Source organism: bacterium (genome assembly GCA_035454885.1).
Taxonomy (GTDB): domain Bacteria; phylum UBA10199; class UBA10199; order JACPAL01.
The window spans coordinates 76,323-98,603 of sequence record DATIGE010000004.1; the positions used below are offsets into that span (position 1 = coordinate 76,323).

16 protein-coding genes and 1 pseudogene are annotated in these 22,281 nt (G+C 62.0%); 2 read left to right on the forward strand and 15 right to left on the reverse strand.

The features are described 5' to 3' along the window. Positions 1-30: 30 nt before the first annotated feature. A complete protein-coding gene (gene truA, locus VLJ37_00950) occupies positions 31-765 on the forward strand; it encodes a tRNA pseudouridine(38-40) synthase TruA (GenBank protein HSA58237.1) in 735 nt (244 codons plus the stop codon). On the opposite strand, the gene VLJ37_00955 is transcribed toward truA, so the two are convergent. Continuing rightward, positions 762-2,834, reverse strand: a complete 2,073-nt coding sequence (locus VLJ37_00955) for a calcium-binding protein (GenBank protein ID HSA58238.1) — start codon at positions 2,832-2,834, stop codon at positions 762-764. The two genes, truA and VLJ37_00955, sit on opposite strands and share 4 nt — an antisense overlap. Positions 2,835-3,081: 247 nt before the next feature. Between VLJ37_00955 and VLJ37_00960 the strand changes: the two genes are divergently transcribed. Continuing rightward, positions 3,082-3,930, forward strand: coding sequence for a hypothetical protein (locus VLJ37_00960; protein ID HSA58239.1), 849 nt, complete (start codon positions 3,082-3,084; stop codon positions 3,928-3,930). On the opposite strand, the gene VLJ37_00965 is transcribed toward VLJ37_00960, so the two are convergent. From VLJ37_00965 to VLJ37_01030, 14 genes and pseudogenes are all read right to left on the reverse strand, one after another. Then, positions 3,920-4,426 carry a response regulator gene (locus VLJ37_00965; protein ID HSA58240.1) on the reverse strand — a complete coding sequence of 169 codons (507 nt, stop codon included), beginning with the start codon at positions 4,424-4,426 and terminating at the stop codon, positions 3,920-3,922. The two genes, VLJ37_00960 and VLJ37_00965, sit on opposite strands and share 11 nt — an antisense overlap. A 24-nt stretch (positions 4,427-4,450) precedes the next feature. Beyond that, positions 4,451-5,713, reverse strand: a complete 1,263-nt coding sequence (gene ahcY, locus VLJ37_00970) for an adenosylhomocysteinase (GenBank protein HSA58241.1) — start codon at positions 5,711-5,713, stop codon at positions 4,451-4,453. A gap of 101 nt (positions 5,714-5,814) precedes the next feature. After that, positions 5,815-6,966, reverse strand: a pseudogene (metK, locus tag VLJ37_00975) (methionine adenosyltransferase). 84 nt (positions 6,967-7,050) lie between these two features. After that, positions 7,051-8,811 (reverse strand): phosphoenolpyruvate--protein phosphotransferase, encoded by a 1,761-nt coding sequence (gene ptsP / locus VLJ37_00980; GenBank protein HSA58242.1) that lies wholly within the window; start codon positions 8,809-8,811, stop codon positions 7,051-7,053. Further along, positions 8,808-9,053: an HPr family phosphocarrier protein gene (locus VLJ37_00985; protein HSA58243.1), complete on the reverse strand. Its 246-nt coding sequence runs from the start codon at positions 9,051-9,053 to the stop codon at positions 8,808-8,810. Before VLJ37_00985 ends, ptsP begins: the two co-directional genes overlap by 4 nt. A 28-nt stretch (positions 9,054-9,081) precedes the next feature. Next, positions 9,082-9,495 carry a PTS fructose transporter subunit IIA gene (locus VLJ37_00990; GenBank protein ID HSA58244.1) on the reverse strand — a complete coding sequence of 138 codons (414 nt, stop codon included), beginning with the start codon at positions 9,493-9,495 and terminating at the stop codon, positions 9,082-9,084. Positions 9,496-9,499: 4 nt separating this feature from the next. After that, entirely contained in the window at positions 9,500-10,390 is an 891-nt protein-coding gene (rapZ, locus tag VLJ37_00995; protein HSA58245.1) for an RNase adapter RapZ, read from the reverse strand. Then, positions 10,387-11,349 (reverse strand): HPr(Ser) kinase/phosphatase, encoded by a 963-nt coding sequence (gene hprK, locus VLJ37_01000; protein HSA58246.1) that lies wholly within the window; start codon positions 11,347-11,349, stop codon positions 10,387-10,389. Before hprK ends, rapZ begins: the two co-directional genes overlap by 4 nt. A gap of 8 nt (positions 11,350-11,357) precedes the next feature. Next, positions 11,358-11,819: a PTS sugar transporter subunit IIA gene (locus VLJ37_01005; protein HSA58247.1), complete on the reverse strand. Its 462-nt coding sequence runs from the start codon at positions 11,817-11,819 to the stop codon at positions 11,358-11,360. Between the two features lie 64 nt (positions 11,820-11,883). Next, positions 11,884-12,213 (reverse strand): ribosome-associated translation inhibitor RaiA, encoded by a 330-nt coding sequence (gene raiA, locus VLJ37_01010; GenBank protein HSA58248.1) that lies wholly within the window; start codon positions 12,211-12,213, stop codon positions 11,884-11,886. A gap of 15 nt (positions 12,214-12,228) precedes the next feature. Beyond that, on the reverse strand, positions 12,229-13,704 hold the full coding sequence (gene rpoN, locus VLJ37_01015) for an RNA polymerase factor sigma-54 (protein HSA58249.1): 1,476 nt from the start codon (positions 13,702-13,704) through the stop codon (positions 12,229-12,231). A gap of 79 nt (positions 13,705-13,783) precedes the next feature. Further along, entirely contained in the window at positions 13,784-15,499 is a 1,716-nt protein-coding gene (locus tag VLJ37_01020; protein ID HSA58250.1) for a CTP synthase, read from the reverse strand. A 99-nt stretch (positions 15,500-15,598) separates the two neighbouring features. Continuing rightward, positions 15,599-18,823, reverse strand: a complete 3,225-nt coding sequence (locus VLJ37_01025; GenBank protein ID HSA58251.1) for a hypothetical protein — start codon at positions 18,821-18,823, stop codon at positions 15,599-15,601. Positions 18,824-18,892: 69 nt separating this feature from the next. After that, positions 18,893-22,231, reverse strand: coding sequence for a hypothetical protein (locus VLJ37_01030; GenBank protein HSA58252.1), 3,339 nt, complete (start codon positions 22,229-22,231; stop codon positions 18,893-18,895). Positions 22,232-22,281: the final 50 nt, after the last annotated feature.

Below are 22,281 nucleotides of genomic sequence, written 5' to 3' on the forward strand. Positions count from 1 at the left end.
GTTACAGGCTCTTACGTCCACAGGACGGACATGCGTACCCTCAAACTTACGTTGGAATACGATGGATCGGCCTTCTCCGGCTGGCAGATTCAGCCGCATAAGAGGACCGTGCAGGGGACGATTCAAGACGTCCTCCGCAAGATTACCCAGGAAGACATCAAATTGGTCGGCGCCTCCCGGACGGACGCCGGGGTCCATGCCCTGGGCCAGGTCGCGCACTTCCGGACGAAGTCGCGCATCCGGCCCGAGAAATTCTTGATCGCCTTGAACGGCCTCCTCCCTCCCGAGGTCGCGGTCAAGTCCGTCGAAGAGTCGGACGGAGGCTTCCATGCGATTCGGAGCGCCCAATCCAAGACGTACCGTTACGTGATCTGGAACGAAGGATCACGATCCGCGTTGGAGAGGCTTCGCGCGTGGCACGTTTGGGACCCCTTGAACCTCGGTGCGATGCGGCGTGCGGCCAAGGCCCTCCCCGGACGCCATGATTTCAGCGCCTTTCGGGGTGCCCAAAGCGACACGAAGACGTCCGTACGGCGCGTGGAGCGCGTGACGATTCAAAAGAAGGGACCGGAGGTCCGGGTCGAAATCACGGGCGAAGGGTTTCTCAAATACATGGTCCGAAACATCGTGGGGACCCTGGTGGATGTGGGGAAGGGAAGGGTCACACCGAAGGAATTTCGAAAAATATTGCAGTCTCGGGATAGAAAAAAGGCCGGGGCGACGGCCCCGGCCTTTGGTTTGACTCTCGTTTCAATCCGTTACTAGGGCCCGGTATCTTCAGGGGGCGGAGGCGGGCTGACCGGGTCCGTGTCGTCGCCGTAGCCGCCGGAGTGGTCGGCGCCGAACGAACTCTCGAGTTCGCTCTTCTTCTTCATGAGGTAGGCGAGGAAGGCGTCTCGGACCGACGAGGCGGCCATCTGGGCCGCGTTGTCGGTCAGGTTCCCGGCCTTGTCCAACTCTTCCAAAAGGGCGCCGCTCGCCTCGGTCTTCTGGCCCTGGAGGAAGCCGCGGAGGCCGTCCAGATCGTCCATGCGCACGTCGACCGAACCGCCCTCCACGACGGAGGTGTTGGTCGCGTTCGACATGTCGATCCCGCCGCCCATCTGGATGGTGTAGTTGGCGTCGGTCGCCGTGTTCGAGACGATACCGATGTCGTCGCCGGTTCCCCCGTCAAGGCTATCGCCTTCGCTCGTGCCCGTGTACATGGCGTCGTTCCCGGTGCCGCCCACGAGGTTGTCTACGCCGTCCGAGCCCTCCATGACGTCGTCGCCCGCCCCGCCGTCCAACCGACTGCCGTTGGCCGTGCCGCTGACGGAGAGGACGTCATTGCCGTCCTCGCCGTAGATCTGGGAGCCCGCGCCGGCGGCGACGAAGTCGTTGCCCTTGCCGGCGTAGATCGTGACCTTGCCCTCGGTGTAGAAATAGTCGTTCGCATCCGTGCCCTTGAAGGTGATGTCGCCGTTCTCGACCGCCGTCTTGCCGTCCTTGAGGCGGAACTTCTTGATCGGATCGCCGCCCGTCGTCTCCTTGACGGTCACGATGACGTCGTTGCCCTCGAACGTGATCTCCACGACGTTGCCGCCCATCGTCTCGGGAATCTCGAAAGTGCCGGCGACGCCGTTGGCGTTGTAGACGACCTCCTCGGCGGTCGATGCGGCCTCGTCGATGGCGACCGAGCCGTTGAAGGGGTCGTAGGTGTTGGTGCTGCTGGCGACCTTGATGCCGTCGCCCCACTTGACGCCCGAGTCCGCGAAGCCGTCGGTGTCCGAATCCTTCGCGTTCAAGACGCTGGCGTTCATGTCGTGGAAGGTGACGTTTTCGGCCGTCCCGTTCATGTAAATCTTGCGGCTCTCGAAGTTCTTGATGGTGGTCGTCACGCCGCCTTGGGTGATGATGAGGTCGCTGCCGCTGACGCTGATGTCCAGATCGCCGCTGGCGTTGAAGACCACGTCGCCCTCGCCGTCGATGGTCCCGCCGGTCGCACCGTCCACCGACTGGGCGTCCGCGGAGGGTGTCTGCCACATGAGGTTTTGGCTTTGAGAGCCAACGCCGTCGGTGCCCCCCGCGCCGCCGGTTCCGCTAGCACCGCCCGTGCCGGAATTTCCTCCGACCGTATACCGAGCCGAGATTGTCGCTGGGAGGTTCAAGCTGTCGACTTTGCCGTCACGATTGGCGTCGCCGTTAGTCGGGTCCATCCATTCAAAGCCGACGATATGCTGTAATTCCAATTCTCCCCGGTCGTGAATCCCGTCGCCATCGGTATCTTGCGCGAAAGGATTTGTTCCGTTCGCCAACTCGGCCTCATTTGTCACCAAGTCCCCATCGGCATCCCCGTAAGCGGCCAGTTTATTGGCGTCGAGCCCGTCGAGGAACTCGGAAAGTGTGTCGAGTCTGTCCTGCATTTTTTCGATCTCCCTTTCACTGGGGAGATACTTGTTCAGTTTGGCCAGAAGATCCGCGGCCTTGGCGTCTCCTCTTTCGGCCAAGTACTCCAGCTGATCCCTGCTTTCCGCGAGGCTTTCGTATTCATCGAGCTTTTTTTGGATCTCCGCTGCTTCCATGATCGGATTGCCGTATTTGCCGTCCTTAGGGAAATTCTGGCCGAGCCAGGAATTCTCGACGTCAACTTCGCCATAACCAAGGTTCGCGTCTGCAGGGGTGGGTACGGACCCTTCTCCGGATCCTCCCTCGGCCGTGCTGACGCCAGGCGCCCCTTCGTCCGTGGGCTCCCCCGTTTGGGTCCCGACCGTCGGCGAGCCGGACTGGGTGCCCACCAATGGAGACGGGGTCTGTTGGGGCTGCTGCGTATTGTTTGGACCGCCAATGCCGTTCACGCTCACTGGAATCTCCCTCGTTTTGAGGATTATCGTACCAGAAGACGTTGCGAGTTTCCGCCCGCAAATCTCCTGGGTCCTCAAAGCAGGGAATCTGCAACATATATGCCACAAATGGGGAGGGCGGAAGATTTATATCTTATTGATATTATTATATGTATTTAGGGTCTACCGATGAGGAGGTGGCGGGTCTTCCCGTGAAAGGACCCCAAGACTGAGGTCTGAAGTCCTCACCGAAACATTGACTTTGAGGACAAAAGCCCCGAAGAAGCAGGGCGTGAATCGTGCCGTTTTGCTCGCGATCTTGATCGTCTTGGGGACCGGTCCGGCCGTTCTCGCCGAGCCCCCCCCCGAAAAGACCCTGGTCGAGAACGTCCTTCGCGAGTTTGAACGGCACAATTACAAACAGGTCATCCAGCTCTACCGGGAGTTTGCGGCCGGGCAGCCGGAACACTATCTGCCCGTCATCGTCAAGGTCCTCTACAGTCAGGCATTGGCCGACACGGGGGACATCGATGGAGCGATCGATTCCCTCAAGATCGTTCTGGAAGACCTGCCGGCGGAGGTGGATTCCCTCAAGCTCCAGTACGACCTCGCCAACCTGCTCTTTCTGCAAAAACGGTTCGAGGAGGCGCGCCTTATCTACCGGAGGCTCCTGCTTCGCTCCGAAGAGACCACGGCGGTTCTGGCCAAGGCCAAGGAGAGGCTCGCCTCCATGAAGGACCTCGGGACGGGGGCCCGGAAGAGGGACATCGTTTCGCTCGAAATGATCGACCTCGAGACCGCGATCGATGCCGGCGCCATCCCCGACGGGGCGGATGTTTTTCTCCAAGGCGTAATCGCCCAGCACCCGCAATCCTCCCAGGTGGCGGAGGCCCGGCGGCTCCAGGCGCGGCTCAAAGCGGCGCGGACTCAAAAGGCCAAGGCGTTGCTCGATGAGGCGCGGCGGCTCTTCGACCAGGAGAGGAAATACGCCGATGTCCGCGATCTCCTGGAGGAGATCCAGCGCTCCTACGCGGACGTGAGCGAGACCACGTCCGTCGAGGCCCTTTTCAAGGCCGTCCAGGCCAAACTCGGAAAGAAACCTAACGACTAAGGAGTTTCTCGGTATTCTTGCGGATCTTCCGGATCTTCGCGCGCACGTCCCGCGAGACGTTTTTCTCGATCTCGTCCAGAATCCGTCGCAACACGTTGGCCGGAACCAGGAGGGGATGCTTGACCTGACTCTTGAGGATATTCTTGCGCACCAGTTCGGGGATGGCTTCGAGAGTGGCGCGCGATTTCAGGACATAGTCCGCCGCACCATTCCGGATGATCGCCGAGGCCCGGCCGTCATCGGTCCGCCCCGTGACGACGATGATGGGAACGGTTCCGGCGGCTTTCTTAAGCTGCTGGATGAGGCGGATGTCGGATTCTTCGGGCGTCGCGGTATCGGTCAGGATGCAGTCGTAAGCGCGACGGGTGAGAAGGTCGAGGCCCTTCTTGAGGTTCGGAGTCTCATCGACGCGGGCGCGGTCGATTCCCGCCTCGATCCGGTCCCGGATCAGCTTGGAATGCGCCTCATTCGGCTCGATCAGGAGGATCTTCGTCACGTGCCCTCGTTTCGAAGGGACCGGCTAGGTCCCTTCGTTCCAGGACGCCAAGTAGCGTTCCTGTTCCGGCGTGAGCTTGTCGATCGTCATGCCCAGATGCTTGAGTTTCATCTCGGCGATGTTCCGGTCGATGGCCTCCGGGACGTCGTAGACCTTCTTCTGCAGGTTCCTCGCGTTCTTAAGCATGTATTCGGCGCAGAGGGCCTGGTTGGCGAAACTCAAGTCCATGACGCTGGAGGGGTGGCCCTCCGCGGAGGCGAGGTTGATGAGGCGGCCGTCACCGAGAAGATTGATTTTGCGGCCGTCGGCCATCGTGAATTCTTCGACGAATTCACGAATTTTCCTCCGTCCCTTGGCGAGCGACTCCAGGGCGGGGATGTCGATCTCCACGTTGAAATGCCCGGAGTTGGAGAGGATGGCGCCGGACTTCATGGCGTCGAAGTGTTCGCGCCGGAGGACGCTCTTGTTGCCCGTGACCGTGCAGAAGATGTCACCCAAGGGGGCCGCCTTGTGCATGGGCAGGACCTCGAAACCGTCCATGGCGGCCTCGAGGGCCTTGAGGGGGTCGATTTCGGTTACGATCACGCGGCTGCCCATGCCCCTCGCGCGCATGGCGAGCCCCTTGCCGCACCAGCCGTAGCCGGCGACGACGAAATTCGAACCCGAGAGAAGGCGGTTGGTGGCGCGGATGATGCCGTCGATCGTGCTCTGTCCGGTGCCGTAACGGTTGTCGAAGAGATGCTTGGTCAAGGCCTCGTTCACGGCGATAATGGGATACGCGAGCATACCGTCGCGCTCCATGCTCTTCAAGCGGATGACGCCGGTGGTTGTTTCTTCCGTGCCGCCGATGACCTCCGCGAGCTGGGATTTCCTCTTTTGATGCAGCAGGCCCACGACGTCCGCCCCGTCATCCATCGTGATGACGGGATGGGAGTCCAGGACGGCCTCGATGTGACGGTAGTAGGTGGCGTTGTCCTCACCCTTGATCGCGTAGGTGGGGATGCCGTGTTCGATGGCCAAGCAAGCCGCCACATCGTCCTGGGTGGAGAGCGGATTGGAGGCGCAGAGGGTGATGTCCGCGCCGCCGGCCTTGAGGGCGAGCATCAAATAAGCGGTCTCCGTCGTCACGTGAAGGCAGGCACCGATCTTCACGCCCTTGAGCGGCTTTTCCTTTTCGAAGCGCTCGCGGATGCTCCTCACCACGGGCATGCTCTGGGCCGCCCACTCAATCCGCAATCTTCCTTGTTCGGCGAGTTTGGGGTCCTTGACGTCGTAATTTTGGGTCATTTCGTTCTGGCCACGAACGCGGCCGCCTCCCGTTTTTCCCCGCGAACCGCCGCGCCCGCGGTGTCTGTCTTTTTTGATGAGACGCCCTTGCCGCCCGCGAGCCGGAGCAGATCGTTCACCCGGTCCGTATTCTCCCAGGTAAAGTCGGGATCCTGGCGCCCGAAATGCCCGTAGGCCGCCGTTTTCTTGTAAATGGGGCGCAGAAGGTCCAAGGCCTTGATGATGCCGGCGGGGCGCAGGTCCCAAAGATGGGAGGCGATCTCCGCCAGCTTCTCGTCGGCGATCTTTCCCGTGCCGAAGGTGTCCACCATGAACGAGATGGGCTCGGCGTAGCCGATCGCGTACGCGATCTGGACCTCGCAGCGCTTCGCCAATTGCGACGCGACGATATTCTTGGCCACGTATCGCGCCATGTAGCAGGCGGAGCGGTCCACCTTACTCGGGTCCTTGCCCGAGAAGGCGCCGCCGCCGTGGCGGCCCCAGCCGCCGTAGGTGTCGACGATGATCTTGCGGCCCGTGAGCCCGGAGTCGCCGTGCGGCCCGCCGACGACGAACCGGCCCGTCGGGTTGATGAAGAACTTCGAGTCGCGGTCGAGCATCTGGTCGGGGATCGTCTTTTTGACGACTTCCTCCATCAGGGCGTCCTTGAGCTGGTTGTACGTCACCGAGGGATCGTGCTGGGAGGACAGGACCACCGTGTGAACGCGGGCGGGCCGGCTGTCGCGGTATTCGACGGTCACCTGCGACTTGCCGTCCGGTCGCAGGAAGGGGACCTTCTTGGACTTGCGGACCTCGGCCAATTTTCGCGTGAGCTTGTGGGCGTAAACGATCGGCATCGGCATGAGCTCCGGCGTCTCGTCGGTCGCATAGCCGAACATGAGGCCCTGGTCTCCGGCGCCCTGGTCGGGGAAGAGGCCCTCGCCGGGCGTCACGCCCTGGGAGATGTCGGGGGACTGGCGGCCGACGGTGACGAGCACGGCGCAGGAGGAGGCGTCGAAGCCGATGCCGGAGTCCGTGTATCCGATCTCCGCGATCGTCTCGCGCGCGATCTTCTGGTAGTCGACCATGCCCTTGCTTGTGATTTCGCCCGCTATGACGACAAGCCCCGTGCTGACCAGCGTCTCGCAGGCCACGCGCGAGAGGGGGTCCTGGGCCAAGAAGGCGTCGAGGACGCCGTCCGAGACCTGGTCGGCCACCTTGTCCGGATGGCCTTCGGTCACTGATTCCGAGCTGAAGAGGAATTCTTTCGCCATAAGAGTCTCCAAAAAAGAGTCCCGTAAGTAACCGGGGAATTTCCCCGAAGTCAATCGTTGATATCGGGCCGGGGGTGGAAGCGCTCAGAGCTTGGCAAATGCCCGAATCTTTTGGGTTTCCCGCTGTACGAGGTGTTCGACTTCGGTGGCGGTTTTGCAGTCGAGCGCGCGGTCGAGGAGTTGTTTGGCCTGGCGGAAGGTGACCGAGCGGGTGAGCTTTTTCACCCGGGGGATGGAGAGGGGGGTCATCGAAAGCTCCGTGAGGCCCAATCCCAGGAGAATCAGGAAGCAGAGGGGGTCGCCGGCCATCTCGCCGCAGACCGAGACGTCGATGTTCCGCGCGCGTCCCGCGTCGCTGATGATCTTGAGGAGGCGGAGCACGGCCGGATGGAGGGGTTCGTAGAGGTAGGAGACCTCCTCGTTCACGCGGTCGACGGCCAGGGTGTACTGGATCAGGTCGTTCGTGCCGATGCTCAAAAAATCCGACTCCGCCGCCAGCTCCTCGGCCATCAGGGCCGCCGCGGGGGTTTCCACCATGGCGCCGAGCTTCACCGATCCATCGAAGGGAGAGCCCTTGTCGCGAAGTTCGTCCTGAAGCTCGCCGACGATCTTTCTCACTTGGCGGAGCTCCTCCAGGTTCGTGATCATGGGGATCAGGATTTTGAGGGGGCCGAAGCGGGACGCCCGCAGCATCGCGCGAAGCTGCGTCTTCAAGAGGTCGCGCCGCTTCAGACAGTAGCGGATGGCGCGGAGACCCAGCGCGGGATTCACGCCTTCGTCAAAGTCCTCGTCATCCATCACCTTGTCGCCGCCGATGTCGAAGGTGCGGATGGTCGTCGACTCGGGGGCCATCTTTTGCAGGACCTCCCGGTAGGCGTGGAACTGTTCGTCTTCGGACGGCAGGCGTTTCCGCGAGAGGAAGAGCATTTCCGTGCGGAAAAGCCCGACGCCTTCGCCGCCGTGGGACTTGATGGCGGGAATCTCATCCAGGAGTTCCATGTTCGCCGCGAGCCGCAGCCGGTAGCCGTCCATCGTGACGGACGGCAGGTGGGCCTCCTTGAGAAGCTGATTTTCCTGCCGCTCGAATTTCTTGCGGAGCGTGTTGTATTGTTTCTGTTCGGCGGCGGAGGGGTGGAGGATCACCAACCCTTCGTTGCCGTCGATGAGGATGGGGTCGCCTTCGTGCGCGAGGTGAGTGATCCCCTCGATGCCGCAGACGGCCGGAATGTCGAGAGCGCGCGCGATGATCGCCGTGTGTGACGTCGACCCGCCCGCTTCAGTGACGAATCCCTGGGTCATTCCCTTGACCAGCTGGACGGTGTCGGTGGGAGAGAGGTCGTGCGCGACGATCGCCGCGTCCTTGTCCAGCTTGGGCAGGGAAGGCGCGTCCGCGCCGAGGAGGTTGAGCAGGATGCGCCGGGCCACGTGTCCCAGCTCGCTGTAACGTTCCCGAAAATAGGCGTCGGTGGTCTTGGGGAACGCCTCCATCATCTTCTGGACCTCCTTGTGGAAGGCCCACTCGACGTTGATCTTCTCCTGCCGGACGGCCTGGATGGTTCCTTCAACCAGCTGCTCGTCCTGGGCGATCAGCCGGTGCGAGTCGATGATCTTGGCCTGATCGCCCGCCTGGAATTTGCAAAGCTTTTCCTTGATGCGCGCGAGTTCGGTCTGGGTGCGCTTGAGGGATTGGCGAAAACGGTTGATCTCCCCCGTCACTTCGCGGTCGGATATCCAGTACTTCGGGACGTTGACGGGCTCCGCCTCGAGGAGATGGACCGTCCCCACGGCGATGCCCGGGGAGACCGCGATTCCTTTCAGCTGCCGGTTGAGGCGGCGTGCGCTCATTGTTCGCCGAATTTGTTTTCGATCAGCACTTCAAGGGCGGCCAGGGCGTCCGGTCCGTCGGCGCCCTCCGTGCGGATGGTGATCTTCGAGCCTTTGGCCGCGGCGAGCATGAGGATGCCCATGATGCTCTTGCCGTTCACTTCCCGGGAGTCCTTGCTCACGAAGACCTCCGCGCCAAAACGGCTGGCGATCTTCACGAACTGCGCCGCTGCGCGCGCGTGGAGGCCCAGGTCGTTCTTGATGAGGAACGTCTTGACGGTCCCGCCCTCTCTAGGCGGAGCCGGCGCTTCCCTTGAGGACTTCTCCGGCGAGCGCGATGTTTTTTTGACCATATTCCCGGATGAACGCGGCGATCTCCGCCAGCGGCCTCTCCCCCCTAAAGCTTGCCAGTTTGATGAGCATGGGCAGGTTCACGCCCGTGATGACCTCGATCCGCCCTTCCTGAAGAAAGGACAGGCACAGGTTCGAGGGCGTTCCGCCGAACATGTCCGACAGGAGCAGGATGCCGCCGCCGCGATCCACCTCGCGGATCGCCGCGAGGATCTTGTCCCGCATCTGAGTCGCATCCTCGTCATGCTCAAGAGCGACGCCGGCCATCGGGGCGGCGTCGGTGACGATGGAGCGCGCAACGCGCACCATCTCCATTCCTATGTTTCCGTGCGATACGACAATGGTCCCGATCACGCCTTCATTCCTCCCGGTTCACGTCCCGATGAACCACTTTAGCCGCATACCCCCACCGATTCAAGTCTCTCCCCGCCGACTCGGCGATGGCCACCGAACGGTGGCGCCCTCCGGTGCAGCCGAAGGCGATGTTCAAATAGGATTTTCCCTCGCGAACGGATCGCTCCAAGACGAGGCGAAGAAGGGAGCGGATGGGCTTTAAGAGCCCCTTGGTTTCGCGCTGGCCGAGAACAAAGCGGGCCACCTTGGCGTCGCGCCCCGAGAGGGGGCGAAGACGCGGCACGAAATGAGGATTCGGCAGCGAACGGACGTCGAACACGAGGTCGGCCTCGAGCGGAAGCCCGTGGCGGTAGCCGAAGGAGACGACGGTGACGGAGGGTTTTTGCCGGCCTCTCGATGGCGTACGGTCCCGAACGAGTGACAGGATCCGTCCGCGAAGGTCCTTGAGGCCGACATAGGTCGTGTCGATCACGTCGTGGGCGGCACCCCGCATCGGCGTGAGAAGGGCACGTTCCTTGCGGATCCCATCCGAGGCCCGTCCGGTGGGAGCGAGGGGATGGCGGCGGCGCGTCTCCGAGTAGCGGCGGACGAGAACGTCGTCGCGGGCGTCGAAGAAAACGATGCGGTGCCGGACCTTGCGCTCCCGAAGCAGACGGAAGCAACGCTCGAAGTTTTTCACGAAACCCTTCTCGCGGGCGTCCATGACGAGCACGATCTTCTTCAGGTGGCTGAGGCCCCGGCCGGCCTGGAGGAGATCCAGGAGATGAGGGAGCAGGGCGCCCGGCAGGTTGTCGATCCCGAAATAGCCCAGATCCTCCAGAAGATTGAGCGCGGTCGATTTACCCGCTCCGGAGAGACCGGAAATCAGGAGGATTTCGGGAGAGGCGCGGCTCATGCGACGGTCCCACGGGTCTTTTCATTCTCGCCCCACAGGAGCTGGCGGGTCAGCTTGGCCTGAAACTCTTTGGCCGAATAGAAGCCTTTAAGCTTCAAGAGATGGTTTCTCGCCGCGACCTCGATGACGGTGGTGAGACTCCGTCCGGGTCGGACGGGCAGTTGAATGAAGGGGATCTTCACGCCCAGAATCTCGTGCGTTTGCTGGTCGATCCCGAGGCGCTCGTACTCCTGGCGCGGGTTCCATTCGACGATGGCGATGACGAGCTCGATCAATTTCTGGTCCCGGACGGAGGTGACGCCGAAGAGATCCTTGATGTTGATGATGCCCAGTCCCCGGATTTCCATGTGGTACTTGATGAGTTCCGAGCCAAAGCCGTAAAGCGAGGTGGGCGCTTTCTTGCAGATATTGACGACGTCGTCCGCGACCAGCCGGTGCCCCTTCATGACCAGCTCCAGCCCACACTCGCTCTTGCCGATGCCGCTCTTGCCCAGAAGGAGGACGCCCACGCCGAAGACGTCGAGGAGGACCCCGTGCGTGGTCGTGGTCTCGGTCAGCCTGTCCTCGAGAAAACGGGTCACGCGCTGGATGAAGATGCCGGTGGTGAGGGAGGTCCGGAGGAGGGGGATCCGCCCGCGGGCCGCCTCCCGGACCAAAACGGAGGGCGGACGGTTGCGGTTGGTGACGACGAAACAGGCGATATCCCTCCGGCAGATCTGCCGGAGAACGGCGGCGGCCTTGGCCGGCTTCATGTTCCTCAGAAAGTGCACCTCGGAGTTTCCGAGCACCTGGATACGACCCGGCTGCAGGTTGGCCGTGTAGCCCGTGAGGGCCAATCCCGGCTTTTGAACCTGGGGGATCAGGATTTTCTTGAAAGCGATGCGTTGTTTCGAGAGGGACTCAAGCTCGAGCTGGTAATCCTTGTCGCCGAGCAAAGAGGAAACGGGCAATGAGATCATGAGTCGCCTTAGAACTTGTCATCTTCTCCGATGATCTCCTGATACAGCTGGTCGGCGTCCGCGGCTTCCATGAGCTTGTTGCGGAAATGGACGTCCTTGAGGAGTCGCGAAAGACGGGCCAGGGCCTTGAGATGGAGACTCGCCGCGTTCTCGGGCGCGAGCAGGACGAAGAAAAGGTGCGCCGGCTTTCCGTCTTGGGAGTCGAAGGGGATGCCTTCCACGCTCCGCCCGAAGCCGGTCACGATCTGCGTGAGGGCGGGGATCTTTCCGTGAGGAATGGCGACGCCGTTCCCGATGCCGGTGCTCCCCAGCTTTTCGCGTTCGGACAGGATGCCGATCATCTCATCGCGGGAGAGATTCGAGAAATTCGTGGCGAGGAGCCCGGCGAGTTCCGTGATGACGTCGTCTTTCGTCCGGGCGGACAAGTGGGAAAGAACGCAAGACTTGGAGAGTATCTGCTTTATTTTCATGGCGGCGGTCCGCTGTGCGAGGGAGGGTCTATAGACCCCGGCTGCGCAAAAAGCAATTGTAATGTCACGCCAAGCGGCGCGTTTTCGGGCTCCGGCCGGGTTTCCTGTGGTGGCCCTTGACCTTTTCCTTATACTTCTTGATCTGGCGCTCGATCTTCGCGAGGGCCCGGTCGACGGAGAGATACATGTCGTGGCTCAAGGCCTTGGCGTTGAAGAGGCCGTGATTCTCGGAAAAGGTAATTTCCGCGACGTGCCGCGTGCCTTCGACGTTCAGGATGACGTGGGCGTTCGTCGGCTTGATGAAATATTTCGCGAGCCGGTCGATTTTATCCTGAATGTGATCCCTGAGAACTTTCGAGGATTCGGCGTGACGGAAAGTGAGGTTGATTTCCAAAAAGACCTCCTTGGATTAGAGTACCTGGCGACGGCGGGACGCGGGGAGAATCCCCATCAATTCGCGGTACTTTGCGACGGTCCTTCGCGCGATCTGGATGTTGTTCTTGTTCAATTGGTCCGTGATGATCTGGTCGGAAAGGGGCTTTTTCGGGTCCTCGCCGGTGACGAGCTTCCGGATCTCCTCCTTGACCGCCTCGGAGGTGAGCCCGTCGCCGTTCCCGGAGGGAACGCGGGCGTTGAAGAAGAACTTCAGCTCAAAGAGCCCGCGCGGGGTCTGCACGTACTTGTTGGTCGTCACGCGCGAGATGGTCGACTCGTGCATGTTGATGTCCTCGGCGATGTCGCGCAGGACCATGGGCTTGAGCGCCGAGACGCCGTGCTCGAGGAAGTCCTTCTGGAACTTCACGATGGACGACGTAACCCGGTAGAGCGTGCGCTGCCTTTGATGGATGCTCCGGATGAGCCAGAGGGCCGATCGGAGCTTGTCCTGGATGTACTCCTTGGCGTTCGACGGCATTTCCTTTTGATAAAGAGCGTTCCGGTAGAAATTGCTGACCTGGAGCTTGGGAAGTCCGTCGTCGTTCAGAAACACGATGTATTCGGTACCCGCCTTCTCCACGAAGACGTCCGGGATGATGTACTGGGGCCGCTCGCTGCCGAAGGGCCGACCGGGCTTGGGCTCCAGCGTTGAGATGATGTGAGCGAGCTCGCGCAGCCTTTCCATGGAAATCTTCAAGTCCTTCAGGATGGCCGGATAGTTCTTTCGTTCCAGATCCTCGAGATGGTGATCGATCAGGGACTCGAGAAGACCTCTTTCGCGCTGCTCGAATGGTTTGATCTGGATCTTGAGGCATTCCTGGAGGTTTCGCGCCCCGATGCCCGGAGGATCAAGCTCTTGGATGCGCGCCAGGGTGCTCTCGATCTGAAAGAGCGAAACGCCCATTTTTTGGGCGATCTCGTTCAAGTCGCCCTTGATGTAGCCGTCGTCGTCGATGTTGCCGATCAGCTCCTCGGCGATTTCAATCTCCTCCTGCGGGACCGCCGCCATGTGGAGTTGCCAGAGGATGTGATCCTGAAGGGACGTGCCGGTCGGCGCCAGGTTCTCGTAGGGCGGGGGCTCGTCGCTGAAATCCCGGGACTCGCCGCCGCCGGACTCCGCGGCGTTGTAGTTGCCCATGTAATTTTCCCAGTCAAAATTGGTGGGCTCCTTCAGCGTGCCGTCCTTGGTGCCGACCTCGGCGGTTTTCTGCTCCTTGTCGTGCTGGTCGTGCAGGAGGGCCGAGGGTTCGGTGACCGAGACCTCCTCCTCCTCCTTGGACGCGGTCTCCTCGGGCGTTTCTTCCAGAATGGGGTTTTCGAGGAGTTCGTGCTGGACCAGGTTTTGAAGCTCGAGCCGCGAAAGCTGTAACAGCTTGATCGCCTGCTGCAGTTGCGGGGTGATGACGAGTTGCTGGGCCAGCTTCAGGCTCTGCTTGATTTCAAGGGCCATAAATCTGCCCAAATTTTAGAAACCAGGCCGGGCCTTGTCAAGAAAGGAGCCGCGATCGAAAACTATATTTTTTGGGGGGCTATTTAGTCTTGACTTTCGTGGTGTCGGAGAGGCCGGAGGCGGGACTTGCGGAGTCGGACGCGGCCGCGTCCGGCGCCTTGTCGACCTTTCCCGTCCATTGGCGGCGCCGCCCGTACTCGCAGGCGGCCTTGATGAAGCGCAGGAAGAGCGGATGCGGCTGGTGCGGGCGCGACTTGAACTCCGGGTGGAACTGGCAACCCAGGAACCACGGATGCTTCTTCAATTCCACCATCTCGACCAGCCCGCCCTGGGGACAGACGCCCGAGACGACCAATCCCTTGCCCGTGAGCTTGTCCATGTAGAAATTGTTGAACTCAAAGCGGTGGCGGTGGCGCTCCGAGATCTGTATTTCGCCATAGGCCTCGAAGGCCAGCGTCGATTTCTCCACGTCGCAGGGGTAGGCGCCCAGCCGCATGCTCGCGCCTTTCATGACGACGGCCTTCTGCTCCTCCATGAGGGCGATCACCGGGTGCGCCGTCTGGGGGTTGAACTCGGTCGAGTTCGCGTCCTTGAGGCCGCAGACGTTCCGCGCGAACTCGATCACGGCCAGTTGCATGCCCAGACAGATTCCGAAGTAGGGGATGCGGTTCTCGCGCGCGTAGGTGATCGCGCGGATCTTGCCCTCCACGCCCCGGTTGCCGAAGCCGCCGGGGACGAGAATGCCGTCCAAGCCCTCCGTCCCGGCCAGGGCGGCTCCGATGTCTCCCTCGCCCTCCAGCTCCTCGGAATCGAAAAACTTGAGTTTCACGTTCGCCTCGTTGGCGAAACCGGCGTGTTTCAGGGCCTCGTTCAGGCTCTTGTAGGAGTCGGTCAAGTGCACGTATTTGCCCACCACCGCGATGGTCACCGACTGCTTGGGGTTCCTGATGCGATGGACCAGCTCCTGCCATGCCCCCAATTCCGGCGTCCGCGTCCAGATGTTGAGGATCTCGACGATCTTTTCGTCCAATCCCTCCTCATGAAGGACCAGGGGCACCTCGTAGATCGAGTCGACGTCCTTGGCCGTGATCACGCAGTCGGCCGGCATGTTGCAGAAAAGGGCGATCTTGGCCTTGAGTTCCTTGGAGAGGGGACGGTCCGTCCGGCAGAGAAGGAGGTCCGGCTGGATGCCGATCTCGCGGAGTTTCTGCACGGAATGCTGGGTGGGCTTGGTCTTGAGCTCGCCCGCCGTCGGGATGAAGGGAACGAGAGTCAGGTGGATGTAGAGACAATTCTCCTCGCCCACGTCGAAGCGGAATTGCCGGATGGCCTCCAGAAAGGGGAGGCTCTCGATGTCGCCGACCGTGCCGCCGATCTCGACGATGACCAGGTCGACCCCGCGGGTCACCTGCATGATGGCGCCCTTGATCTCGTCGGTGATGTGGGGAATCACCTGGACGGTCTTGCCCAGGTATTCGCCCTTTCTCTCCTTATGAATGACGGCATCGTAGATCCGCCCGGTGGTGAAGTTGTTGAGCTTGGAGGTCCGGATCGTCGTAAAGCGCTCGTAGTGGCCCAAGTCCAAGTCGGTCTCGGCGCCGTCCTCGGTGACGAAGACCTCGCCGTGCTGGAACGGGTTCATCGTGCCGGCGTCCACGTTGAGGTAGGGATCGAGCTTTTGAAGGGTGACTTTCAGGCCGCGTGATTCCAGCAAGGCCCCGATGGAGGCCGCCGCCAGCCCTTTTCCCAGGGAGGAAACGACGCCGCCGGTGACGAAGATGAATTTTGTCTTCACGTTAAGATTCTATGACGATCTGGCTGGAATTTCTTCTTAGACCTCTTCGGGAAAAAATCCAGGAATTTATGACGGCGGAGCGAAAAAACTTATCCACACCTATCGATCGGGATGGGCTCCGCTCGAACTACGGAACGTGACGAGCGGAAGTGTCAGCCGGAGCCCGAGACCCGCGGCCCAGTCGGCGTCCCTTGTGGACTCGCCCCAGACCGTGAGGCCGGCGTGCGGGAAAATCCCATGGAAGAAAATCTCACCGCCGTAGGCCGGATTGCCGCTCGTGAGGCGGTTGACCGTGAGGTAGGTCGTCGGGAGACCCCAGTCCAGTCCGATCCGGACACGGAGGTCGTTCGAAAGCCCGGAGTATTCCGCTCCCATGGCGAAATAATTCGGTCCGCCGATAACGGTATGGATGTGGTGGGTCGTTGGAAAGAGGAGCTGTCCGCCGATCATGCCGCTGACCCGGCCGGAGCGGGCGTCCCATTCGAGGCCGCCGTCCAAGGTGAGGGCGATTTTGCCCCTCGGATACTGGTAGACGATCGGGAAAAAATCCCAATGCGGCTGGCTCCCCGGTACTCCGGGCCCCGAGGTCGTCACCGCCGTCGGTTGGGTGTGGGCCGCAAAGGCGGGCATCGTGCGCGACGCGTCCCAGGCCCGGTCCTCGTTCCAACGGCCGCGCCGGAAACCCTCCAGGTCGCGTCCCAAGGCGCGGACCGGCCGCCCGTCGTGCGCCATCCGGTAGAATTTGAGCTGCGTCTCCACGCTCCCGCCGGGGTTCGTCGTGAGGACGAGATATCCGCTCCCGTCCTCCGAGGGGACGCCGACCGAGGGCAGATTGACGAACGCCGTCCCCCTTTGGCGGCAATAAGAAGACGAGTTCGCGTTGAAGTCCCTCATGATCGGGCCCGGGAGGCCGTCCGATCCCGGGTCTTGGACGCGTCGAATTTCAATTCGATTGTCCAGATCCCAGTCGTGGCGCAGCTGGTGGAGGTCGTCGAAGATCGATCCGGCGTTCTTCCTCTGGAGGATATTCCCCAGCCCCGTCCGGAAACGGGCTTCCTCCGCGGCATCGGAGAAATGAAACCGGAAGTCCGATTCCCCATAATGGTGGACATGGCCGGAGACGGCGAGCGGCATCACGGCCTCTCCGTTCGGCCGCCGGTAGTACCAAGATGCCAGGCGGACCGCCCAGGCGGCGTCGCCCCGAAGCGAATCGGCCGCGTCCGGCGTTTGGTCGGGGCCTTCTCCGGCAAAGAACGGGGGATAGTGGCCCATGAGGATCAGCCTCTGGCCGCTCGAACGCGCGGCCTCCAGCTCCCGGAGGAACGCGATGAAGGTCTCGGGCCTCGGGCCCTTGCCGTTCACGTGTTGCCGGCCCACGTACTGGGCGATTCCGTCAATGACCCCCGGCGCGACGGGATCGTGGACCTCCTCCAACAGGTAACGCGCATAGTTGAAATGCTCGGTCTCCGTCGGCCAGGCGAAGACGCGGAAGCCGTTGCCGAGCCCGGTTCCGTAGGTCTCATAGGTGCCGAGCTCGCGCATGTGGTGGTCCAGAAAGTCGTCGTTGACCGGACCGAAGGGGTTGTCGGCGGAGAGCTCGCGGATCACGTCCGAGATCCAGCCGTCGCCCGAGCTCGAGGACGGGAGAAGCCCCTTCACGCCTTCGAAGTAGAGGACGGAGTTGGGAAAGCGATGCGTGTCGTAGTGCATCTCATAGAGGTTTTGAAGTCCGCCCGCGTTGATGAAGTTCCGCCGGTGGAGGGAGAGGGGAAACCGGTAGCCGTGATGGTCGTGGTTGCCGCTCACGACCAGCATCGGGGCCTCGAGCCTCCCGAGAATCTCCTGAAACCTACGAAGGTTCGTGCCCCGGTATCCCTGCCGCTCCAAGGTGCCCGCGATGTTGACGAAGTCGACCAGGTCGCCTGCCAGGAAGACGCGGTGGATGCGCCCGGCCCGGTAGTCCTCGTTCCACTGGTCGACCGCCGCCTCGATCCTCTCGTTGACCGACTCGTAGAATCGCTCGACCTCCTCGGCCTGGCTCCGGAGGATGGGGACCTGGTCCGGAAGGATGCCGTCGGTTTCGTAACGGTTGGCGAGGGAAAGGAGGCTCGACCGCATGACGCGCACGATTTCATAGTCCCGCTCGTTGATGTGCAGGTCGGAGGCGAAGACGTCCCGGCTCGTGGTGTTCGCCATGTTTTGGAGGACGAAGGAGCCAGGGACGGTCCGGGTCGTCTCGCCCCTCCGGATCACAAGGTCGAATTTCCGGATCGGACGTCCCCCGAGGGCCTCTGGCGGGTTCTCCAGGCGGAAGTTGACGCGGAAATACGTCATGGGCCGGCCGCGGAAGACGGTCCGGCCGAGCCGGCCGTGGTCCAAGTGGAAGGAAGACGTTGCACCGATCGGGTCGTCGGCCGATCCCGGCGCGTCCCGCTCGACGGAAACCGCCGTCAGCCGTCTTTCGACGCCGTCGTTTTGGTCCTGAAAGACCGACCGGCGGGCGAAAACGCCTCCGTCCGTGTTCAACGAATCCGCGATCGCCCTATCGAGGTCGGTCGGATGGGCGTCGATAAACGCCTGAGGCACGGCGACGGCGAAGGTGACCGTCCCGTTTTCGCGCTCCAAGTCGGCCAAGTTCGCGGAGATGGGGCTGCCGGGCGCCGCCAGGAGATAGGGGGAGCGCGCGTCCCTCTGGAAGTCCGCCCGGTCCGCCGCGTCCAGGGCGGCTTGAACCTCCGAGAGCTCGTTGACGATGCCTTGAAAGTCCTGGGTCCGCGCCGCCCGGACGGGGGCCGCGATCCGCTTGGCCGCCAGGAGGAGGCTTTCGGAAAGGCGCAGGAAGTCGGTCTGGTTCGCGGTTTGGGACCGGGCCATCACGCCGAGGCGGTACAGGTGGCGGTAATCCCCGGTCTCCGAGAGGAGCCGCAAGGCCGCACGCCAACGCCCGATGTTTCTCCGGTCGCCCAAGAGGGGGAGGACGACGTTGTCGAAGACCTGGTCCTGGAGCGTCTGGATCTGCCGCGTCCGGTCGGTCAACGTGACCCGGTCGCCGTCCCGGCTATTGGCCGGGTAGGTTCGGGCCACGCCCCAGAGGACCTGTTGGAGACGCGCGGCCGATCCGTCCGCGTGATGCGCTTCCACGGGGAGGACGGCCGTGGCCCCTCCCTCGATCGGGGAATAGCTCACCTCGCCGTCGTCGTTGGCGTCCAGGTCGTCGAGAATGGATTGATAAGCCGCCGGGAGGTTGTCCCAGGGCAGGGGGACGTCCACCGGATGGTCGAGGTCCGGGTGCGAAATCGATAGCCGCCGGACGGGTGTGGACACTCGAGGGATACCTCCGTGCCAGGTGATCGGCAGCCCTCGAAAAAGTTGTCTAATAAAAAGAACGGATCGCTAGGGCCTGACGGTCAGGAGGGTCGGCGTTGCCCGCAACATGAGCCCTCCCGAGACGTTTCCCTCGAAATCCGAATTGATCCAGACACCAACGCCGGGTTGAGGCGGCAGGACGGTATGCCACAGCAGCTCGCCTCCGAACATAGGATGGGCCGAGCTTAAATTCTCCAAGGTGACGTCGGTCCGAAACTGGCCCCAGTCGATCCCGAAGCGCGTCTTGAGATCTTCGTTTTCGAAGGAATAGGCCGCGCCGAGCGCGACATAATTGGGATGCCCGAAGCGCCTGGTATTGACGTGATCGTTCAAGGGGAAGACGAGTTCGCCTCCAAGGACGGTATCCGGCGTCGCCGACGGGGAATCCCACTGGAGGGTTAAGTCCAAGTTCAAGCCGATCTTGCCCGCGGGGTATTGATAGATCAGCGGGAGGAAGTCGAAGGTCCGCCTTGGTCTTAAGGTGTGATCGTTCACGCGCGAGACCGTCCTGCCCTGAAGCGGAACGAAGGGGGCGATCGCACGCGACGGGTCCCAATCGTGGATCTCCTGCCACCTCCCTTTGCGGAGCGACTCCAAGTCTGTCCCCGGAACATCGAGAATGCGCCCGTCGCCGGCCCGGCGCACGAAACGCGGTTCGATGGCAAAGGTTCCGTCGGATTTCGTGGTAACGATCAAGTAGCCCTGGTCGACGTCCGCGGGCGGGCCGATGGCCGGCGCGTTGACGAACGCCGTCCCCCAATTGCGACCGTGCTTGCTTGAATCCTTGTTGACCTCGCGGACGACCGGCCCCGGGAAGCCCTCCGCGCCCGCCTGGGAGACTTGGCGGATATGGGTGATGTCGTCTAAATGCCAGCGTTCCCGAAAATCCTCGAGACGGGCGTAGAGGGACGTGTCCGCTTGGTCGAAGATGTCTCCCAACTCCTTGCGGAACTGGACCTCGATCTCTTCGCTCATCTCGTCGATGTGGTCCTGAAGGGCCATGCCGGTGAAACTCTCCCCGTGATGCTCCTTCTTGTGCTTCTCCTCGGCGAAATGGTGGAAGTGGAACCAAAAGTCGTACTCCTCGTAATGATGGACATGGCCGGAGATCGAGGCTGCCAGGACAGGATCCCCTTGCGCGGAACGGAAGTAATAGGAGGCGAGACGGACCGACCAGGCCACGTCGCCCTTCAAGGTATCCGTTCCGGCCTGGACGCCGTCGGGTCCCGTTCCCGTGGAGATCACCGGATAGTGACCTCCCAGGATGACCCGTTCGCCGCGTGACTGGGCGGTCTTAAGCTCATTGACGAAGGCCAAAAAGTTCTCCGGGTTCGGTCCCATGCCGTTGGGTTCCTGCTTGACCCAGTAATTCTCCAAGCCACGCCAAAAACAACTGTCCGCGCTCAAGATCCCCACGGGATCGGGACAATCCTTGAGCAAGAAGTTGGCGAAGTAGAAGTCCTCCGATTCGGTGGGCCAGAGAAAGACGCGGAAACCGTTCCCCAGGCCGGTTCCGTAGGTCTCGTAGGTTCCGATCTCGCGCAGCTGATGGCCCAGAAACCCGTCGTTGGGGATCTTCCAGGGGTTGTCGGAGTTCAGGCGGTCCAAGATCTGGCTGTCGAGGCAGTCGGCGTCGTTCGAACAGGTCCCCATGATCAAGGCGCGGATGCCTCCGTTCCAGTAGAGATTACCAGGGAAGGACGGGGCGAAGGGGTGGTCGGTCCCGCTCTTGTCGAAATACTTTTCATAATATTTCTGGAGACCCTCCTGAAAAACGAAATTCCGACGATGGTTGCTGGTGGCGAAGCCCTGGCCCCGATGGTCGTGGTTGCCGGTGACGGTCAGGAGGGGGAACTCCGCCTTCGATAGGATGTGCTGGAGTCGGCGCAGGTTGGTGCTCCGGAAGCCCTGCTTTTGAAGGCTCAAGCCCAGGTTCACGAAGTCGGCCAAGTCGCCCAGGAGGAAGACGCGGTCGATCTTGCCCTGGCGGTAGAGATCGTTCCAGGACTCGAACGAGGCCTCGACGTTCTCGTTGACGGACTCGTAGAACCGCTCGATGGCCGCGGCGTCCTCCGGGAGGGAGTCAGGCGCGTTGCCGGATGAGACGTCTTCGGCCATGGACTCCAGAAGGACGCGGACGATGTCGTAGTCGCGCTCGCTTAAGTGAAGGTCCGTGGCGAAGACGTCCCGGCTGGTCTTGTCCGCCATGTCCTGCAGGATGAAGGCCCCCGGGACCTCTCGGGTGCCTTGGTCCTCGCCCAAGGTGAGTTTGAGATCGAAGCGCCGGAGGGATCGTCCGCCCAAGGCCTGGACGGAGCTAGGCAACCGAAAGCCCACCCGGTAGTAGACCATGTCCCCCTTTTTCTTCTCGAAGAGGACCCGATTCATCCGGTCTTGGTTCACGTGAAAGGAGGATTGGACGTCAATCCGGTCGTCCGTGGCCCCGGGTTGGTCCTCCTCGGCGGCGGCGGGGATGAGGGGATATTCCCGATCTTCCACTGCGTCCTGAAAGGGCGATCCCTTGAGGGTGGGGCGCTCGATGGAGGTGAAATAGTGGATCAGCGAGTCTTCCACCGTTTCGCCCCGGCGTTCGGACTTTTCCACCCACGACTTCGGAACCGCCACCTCGAAGAAGACGAGCCCGTCGTCCTTTTTCAGGGTTTCGAGATCCGCCGTGATCGGCGAGCCTAAGGAGGCCAGGAGAAAAGGGCGTTGGATGGATAGGGCGAGGGCCTCCCGGTCCGCCTTGTCCAAGACGGGGTTTATCTTTTGGAGGGAGGCATCGATCTTCTCCATCCATTCAAAACGTCCGATACGGACGGGAGCGGCCAGCCTCCGGGCTTCCAAGAAGAGTTCCTCGGCAACGCGCACGAAGCGCAGGTCCTTGGTCGTCGTCCACCGGTCGCGCGCGATCTCGCCCAATTCATAAAGGTGCTGGTAATCCGCGACCGTGGCCAAGACGCGCCCGGCCAAGCGGAAGAGGGCGGGGTCCTTCTTGTCTTTCAGTAGGGACAAGGCGGCCTGGTTGTAGAGTTTGAGTTGGATCTCTTCGGACGAGGCCGTCCGGGAGTCCATGGTCGCCTCGCTCAAATCCCGGCGGGCGTAGGGCGCGACGCCTTCATAGGACCAAAAGAGGCGGAAGAAGCGGTCGACGGTTCCGTTCGCATGGACGACCTCAGCCTCCGCTGGGGCGGAGGATCCGGAGAGCGGGGAGTAGACGATCGTTCCGTCGTCGTTCGCGTCCAGGGCGTCCAGGGTCTCCTGCATCCGGTCCGGGAACGAGCCCCAGGGGAGTTCGACGGTGACCTTCCCGTCAGGGAGGTCGGGATGGAGGACGGTGAGACGATCGACTCGGTGGGACGCCATACAATGCCCATCGCCGTTTTTCAAGGAATGTTGCTAAAGGATAACAATAA

Coding starts and splice junctions, on each gene's coding strand:
- hprK (HSA58246.1), bottom strand. CDS start 11,349: ATGATCTCATTGCCCGTTTCCTCTTTGCTCGGCGACAAGGATTACCAG.
- VLJ37_01030 (HSA58252.1), bottom strand. CDS start 22,231: ATGGCGTCCCACCGAGTCGATCGTCTCACCGTCCTCCATCCCGACCTC.
- VLJ37_01005 (HSA58247.1), bottom strand. CDS start 11,819: ATGAAAATAAAGCAGATACTCTCCAAGTCTTGCGTTCTTTCCCACTTG.
- rpoN (HSA58249.1), bottom strand. CDS start 13,704: ATGGCCCTTGAAATCAAGCAGAGCCTGAAGCTGGCCCAGCAACTCGTC.
- ahcY (HSA58241.1), bottom strand. CDS start 5,713: ATGACCCAAAATTACGACGTCAAGGACCCCAAACTCGCCGAACAAGGA.
- rapZ (HSA58245.1), bottom strand. CDS start 10,390: ATGAGCCGCGCCTCTCCCGAAATCCTCCTGATTTCCGGTCTCTCCGGA.
- ptsP (HSA58242.1), bottom strand. CDS start 8,811: ATGAGCGCACGCCGCCTCAACCGGCAGCTGAAAGGAATCGCGGTCTCC.
- truA (HSA58237.1), top strand. CDS start 31: ATGCGTACCCTCAAACTTACGTTGGAATACGATGGATCGGCCTTCTCC.